Source organism: Bradyrhizobium sp. P2_E8 (assembly GCF_056403875.1).
In genome coordinates, this window is sequence record NZ_JBFUES010000740.1 from 1 (window position 1) to 3,918 (window position 3,918).

A 3,918-nucleotide genomic window follows, 5' to 3' on the forward strand; every position below is an offset into this window, starting at 1 on the left:
GCCGGACGTGGAAGCGGCCAAGATCAAGACCCGCGAGCTCACCGCGTCGTTCGAGAAGACCGGCGCGCTGCCGGCGGAGCAGCCGGTGGTCAGCACGGACGAGGCCGATCTCTACACCGACGAGGCCAACGCCACGGCGCTGYGCGCCGCCGGCGCCAACGGCGACCTCACCTCATGGCTGAAGGCACATCTCTCGCGCTCCGGCCACGGCGATTATGTCGCCCTGCTCGGCTACATCGCGCGCGACAAGGCAACCATCGACGCGCTTCAGGCGATGYGGCTCGAGGTGCGCGAGAAACGCCATGTCGCGACCTGCGCCGAGTTCGGGCCGCGCTTCCTGCACTCGACCGGCCAAGCCTACAAGGGCGGGCCGCACAGCGGCGTGTTCCTCCAGATCACCGCAGATGATGCCAAGGACCTGGCCGTGCCGGGCCAGAAGGCCAGCTTCGGCGTGATCAAGGCGGCGCAGGCGCGCGGCGATTTCGACGTGCTGACCGAGCGCGGGCGGCGCGCATTGCGCGTCCACCTGAAGGGCGGGCTCAAGAAAGGTCTCGCGGCGCTCAATGCGGCGCTCAACGACGCGCTGAATTAAGGGAATCTCTCAGATGCAACTCGGCATGATCGGCCTCGGCCGGATGGGCGGCAACATCGTTCGCCGGCTGATGCGCCACGGCCATTCGACCGTGGTCTATGACAAGGACGCCAAGGCCGTCGCCGGCCTTGCCGCAGACGGCGCGGTGGGCTCGGCGACGCTGGAGGAGTTCATCGCAAAGCTCGAACGGCCGCGCACGGCCTGGGTGATGCTGCCGGCGGGGCGCATCACCGAGACGACGATCGACACGATCGCGGGCGTGATGCAGGAAGGCGACGTCATCATCGACGGCGGCAACACCTTCTGGCAGGACGACGTCCGCCGCGGCAAGGCGCTGAAGGCACGCGGCATCCACTATGTCGACGTCGGCACCTCCGGCGGCGTCTGGGGTCTCGACCGCGGCTATTGCATGATGATCGGCGGCGAGAAGCAGGTGGTCGACCGGCTCGATCCGATCTTCGCCGCGCTCGCCCCCGGCGCCGGCGACATTCCGCGCACGGACGGACGGGAGGGGCGCGATCCCCGCATCGAGCAGGGCTACATCCACGCCGGCCCCGTCGGCGCCGGCCACTTCGTCAAGATGATCCACAACGGCATCGAATACGGCCTGATGCAGGCGTATGCCGAAGGGTTCGACATCCTCAAGAACGCCAACATCGAGGCCTTGCCGGCGGATCATCGCTACGATTTCGATCTCGCCGACATCGCTGAAGTCTGGCGGCGCGGCAGCGTGATCCCGTCCTGGCTGCTCGACCTCACCTCGACCGCGCTCGCCGACAGCCCGCAGCTTTCGGAATATTCCGGCTTCGTCGAGGATTCCGGCGAAGGCCGCTGGACCGTCAATGCGGCGATCGACGAGGCGGTGCCGGCCGAGGTCCTGACCGCGGCGCTCTACACACGCTTCCGTTCCCGCAAGGAACACACCTTTGCCGAAAAAATTCTCTCCGCGATGCGCGCGGGATTCGGCGGCCACAAGGAGCCGAAGCAGCCGGGCGCTTCGAAGCCCAAATAAAAGCCGAAGTAACAGGTAACAGAGCGAAGGCCGATCATTCGTGACAAAAGACCCGCAAGCAAAGCGCAAGCCGGAAAATTGCGCCTTCRTCATCTTTGGCGTGACCGGAGATCTTACTCATCGCCTGGTGATGCCCTCGCTCTACAATCTTGCGGCCGAGCACCTGTTACCGGAAAAATTCTGCGTCGTCGGCGTGGCCCGCAAGGGCCAGTCGGATGACGAGCTGCGCGACAGCCTGTTGAAGGGCCTGCGCCAGTTCGCGACCCGGCCCGTGGACGACGACATCGCCCAGAAGCTACTGCAATGCCTGACCTTCGTCGAAGCCGACCCGAAGGACCCGCCGTCCTTCGACCGCTTGCGCGAGCATCTGGATTCGCTGGAATGCGCGCAGGACACCGGCGGCAACCGGCTGTTCTATCTCGCGACCCCGCCCGCCGCGTTCGCGCCGACCGCGCGCGAGCTCGGCCGCACCGGCATGATGAAGGAGAACGGCGCCTGGCGGCGCCTCGTGATCGAAAAGCCGTTCGGCACCGATCTCGTCTCGGCGCGCGCGCTGAACGCCGAGCTGCTGAAGATCATGGACGAGCACCAGATCTACCGGATCGATCACTATCTCGGCAAGGAGACGGTGCAGAACATCCTAGTGCTGCGCTTCGCCAACGGCATGTTCGAGCCGATCTGGAATCGCAACCATATCGACCACATCCAGATCACGGTGGAGGAGAAGCTCGGCGTCGGCCATCGCGGCGGCTTCTACGATGCCACCGGCGCGCTGCGCGACATGGTGCCGAACCACCTGTTCCAGCTGATGTCGCTGGTCGCGATGGAGCCCCCCGCCCGGTTCGACGCGCATTCCGTGCGCTCCGAGAAGGCTGACGTGCTCACCTCGATCCAGCAGCCAAGCCGTGAAGAGGCGCTGAAAAATTCGGTGCGCGCGCAATATCTCGCCGGCCGCATCGGCGACGACGCGATCACGGACTATCGCAAGACCGAGGACGTCAAGCCCGGCAGCACCACCGAGACCTTTGTCGCGCTCAAGCTGATGATCGACAATTGGCGCTGGGCCGGCGTGCCGTTTTACTTGCGCACCGGCAAGGCACTGGGCCACAAGCGGACGGAAGTGGCGATCAAGTTCAAGCAGGCGCCGCTGTCGATGTTCTCGGGCACGGACGTCGACCGCCTGTCGCAGAACTTCCTCACCATCGGCATCGCGCCGACCGAGACCATCGAGCTTCAGTTCAACGCCAAGATCCCGGGGCCGAGCATCACCATCGACGGCGTCGAGATGAAGTTCCGCTACGGCGACTATTTCCGCGTCGATCCCTCGACCGGCTACGAGACGCTGATCTACGACTGCATGATCGGCGACAACATCCTGTTCCAGCGCGCCGACGGCATCGAGGCCGGATGGCAGGCGGTGCAGCCGTTCCTGGACGCCTGGAAGAGCGAGGGCACCAACGGCATCGAGACCTATGAAGCCGGCAGCGACGGCCCCGCCTGCGCAGATGAGCTGCTCCGGCGCGACGGACGAAGCTGGCGGAAGTTTTCGTGATGGCGGCGGCCGGCCAGCCGGAGCTGATCGTCGCAGCCGACGCCGAGGCCCTTGCGCAAGCCGCGGCCGAACGGGTCATGGCGCGGATTGCGGCCAACGCGGGGCGAATCGCGATCTGCCTCACCGGCGGCTCCAGCCCGAAGAAGCTCTATCAGCTGCTCGGCGGCGATGCCTGGCGTCGAAAAATCCCGTGGGATCGCGTGCACTGGTTCATCGGCGACGAGCGCTTCGTGCCTGAGAGCGATCCCCTCAACAACATGGCGGTGGCGCGCGCGGTCTTTCTCGATCGCAACGCGCCCTCCGGCCATATCCACCCGATCCCGACCGCGGCCGAAAGCCCGGATCAAAGCGCCGAGACCTATGCGCGCGAGCTGCAGGCCTTCTATGGTTCGGAAAGCCTCGATCCGGCCCGGCCGCTGTTCGACCTGGTTCTGATGGGCGCCGGCCCGGACGGTCACACCGCCTCGCTGTTTCCCGGCTATCCCGAGATCGAGGAAATGCAGCGCTGGGTGGTCGGGGTGCCCAAGGCCAATGTGGCCCCCTTCGTGCCGCGGGTCTCCCTCACCCTGCCCGTCCTTGCATCCTGCCGCGAAATGCTGTTCGAGATTGCGGGACATGACAAGCAGCCGATCTTGACGCGCCTCCTCAATGGCGAGACTCTGCCGGCTGTACGCGCGCGCTCGAATGGTGAGACCGTCTGGCTGGTCGACCAGGCCGCGCTTCCGGAGGAAATTCGTGGGCCGCGTTGAAGCACCTTGTGCG

Annotated in this window: 3 protein-coding genes and 1 pseudogene; all 4 read left to right on the plus strand. The window is 65.8% G+C overall.

Annotated features, from left to right (window positions below; genetic code table 11):
- Positions 1 to 592 (plus strand): annotated as a pseudogene (locus AC1D00_RS30790) (bifunctional transaldolase/phosoglucose isomerase); the annotation flags it as partial.
- A 13-nt stretch (positions 593 to 605) separates the two neighbouring features.
- On the plus strand, positions 606 to 1,604 hold the full coding sequence (gnd, locus tag AC1D00_RS30795; protein WP_404553516.1) for a phosphogluconate dehydrogenase (NAD(+)-dependent, decarboxylating): 999 nt from the start codon (positions 606 to 608) through the stop codon (positions 1,602 to 1,604).
- Between the two features lie 40 nt (positions 1,605 to 1,644).
- Positions 1,645 to 3,156 (plus strand): glucose-6-phosphate dehydrogenase, encoded by a 1,512-nt coding sequence (gene zwf / locus AC1D00_RS30800; protein WP_477013255.1) that lies wholly within the window; start codon positions 1,645 to 1,647, stop codon positions 3,154 to 3,156.
- Positions 3,156 to 3,905 (plus strand): 6-phosphogluconolactonase, encoded by a 750-nt coding sequence (pgl, locus tag AC1D00_RS30805; RefSeq protein ID WP_477013256.1) that lies wholly within the window; start codon positions 3,156 to 3,158, stop codon positions 3,903 to 3,905. The genes zwf and pgl overlap by 1 nt, the downstream gene beginning before the upstream one ends.
- Positions 3,906 to 3,918 lie beyond the last annotated feature (13 nt).